The sequence below is a fragment of the Candidatus Protofrankia californiensis genome (assembly GCF_900634765.1).
GTDB lineage: Bacteria > Actinomycetota > Actinomycetes > Frankiales > Frankiaceae > Protofrankia > Protofrankia californiensis.
The window spans coordinates 3194-4588 of record NZ_CAAAFT010000490.1 but is presented as its reverse complement, the minus strand read 5'-3'; the positions used below and the strand labels follow the sequence as shown (position 1 = coordinate 4588).

Sequence of the window (1395 nt, the reverse complement as noted above, 5' to 3'; positions counted from 1 at the left end):
GGGGCGGGGCCGATCATCAGTGCTGCCCTTTGCTGGTCCGTCCCGTCCCGTCCCGTACTGTCGGGCGGTGACCCGTCGCTTCACCCGTACCGCCGAGGACTTCCAGTGCCTTGCCTGCGGGACGCCGGTGCACGGCGACGGTTACACCAACCACTGCCCGCGCTGCCTGTGGTCCCGGCATGTGGACGTCAACCCCGGTGATCGGGCGGCTGACTGCGCAGGGCCGATGCGCCCGGTTGCCGTGGAGGTACGAGCCGGGCGGACCGTCGTGGTCCACCGCTGCGAGAGCTGCGGTCACCAGCGGCGGAACAGAACGTCGCCGACGGACGACATCGAGGCGATCATGAAACTGTCGGCGGAGGGCGGCGTCCACGCCGGCTCCACCCCGTGCCGTGCTCCGCGCCGTGCTCCGGAGGGTGGGCGTAGGCGGATCAGCCGGCACGGGGGGCAGGCCGAGCCGGATGAAGGGCCTGGCCGGAGGAACCGCATGAACCGGAACGACCCTGGGCCAGCCGGGTAGGCGGGACCCAGCGGTCCGGCAGCGGATACCGTCATGGAACGTGCGGACGGCTGACATCGGTGCCGCCGGGTCGGCGCCACAACAACGATCCGGCCGGCGCCTGCCTGTACTGCGGCGGCTGGTACCACGACGGCGGCTGATACCACGACGGCCCGGCCGGTATGCGCCGGCAGCGCGTCTGTCTCGTTGGACGGGCCCTACCCGCCGGTGGATGCAACCGTGGTCCGGGTCATGGTCGGCCAGGCGGATCCGGGTCTTCTGGGTGGTCTCCCGGGTGGTCCTGGTCGTCCTCGCCGTCGCCGGGAGGACGCTGGGCGCGCAGCACGGCGTGCTCGGTGACGTCCGGCTCTACGACCACTGGGGCCACGGCCTGGTGCACGGCGCGGGACTCCCCGTCGACGACAACCGCTGGCAGTACCCGCCGGCCGCAGCGATCGTGCTCGCCGTCCCGTCCGCGCTGGAGGTGGTCACCAGGCTGCCCTACGAGGTCGGTTTCTTCCTGATGATCCTTGCGGCGGACGCTGCGGTCACCGGCATGCTGGCCCGGCGGTCGGCGTCGGCGGCCCGTTTCTGGCTGCTCGGGATCTGCGCGCTCGGACCGGTCTCGCTGGCCCGTTTCGATCTGGTTCCGGCTGTCCTCGTGGTGGCCGCGCTGGTCGGCGTCGCCCACCGGCGGTGGGGACGGGTGGGCCTTGCGGTCGGCCTCGGTGCCCTGGCCAAGGTGTGGCCGGTGCTGCTCCTGCCCGCGCTGGGTGCGGCCGGATCGAACGGCCCGGATCCCGACGCGCGTCCGGGCCTGCCGGCGGTGCGCGCCACCCGTCTGACGCCGCGCCCGGCCCTGGCGAGGCTTGCCGGCGGGTTGGTCGCGGCGGCGG

2 protein-coding genes are annotated in these 1395 nt (G+C 73.3%); both read left to right on the top strand.

Translation table 11 applies throughout. The features are described from left to right. The first annotated feature begins 19 nt into the window (after positions 1–19). Positions 20–520 (top strand): RNHCP domain-containing protein, encoded by a 501-nt coding sequence (locus DD1DGNOD_RS30990; RefSeq protein ID WP_346434381.1) that lies wholly within the window; start codon positions 20–22, stop codon positions 518–520. 262 nt (positions 521–782) lie between these two features. Beyond that, the coding region (locus tag DD1DGNOD_RS28440; RefSeq protein ID WP_206443432.1) for a glycosyltransferase 87 family protein at positions 783–1395 on the top strand (613 nt) is incomplete at its 3' end.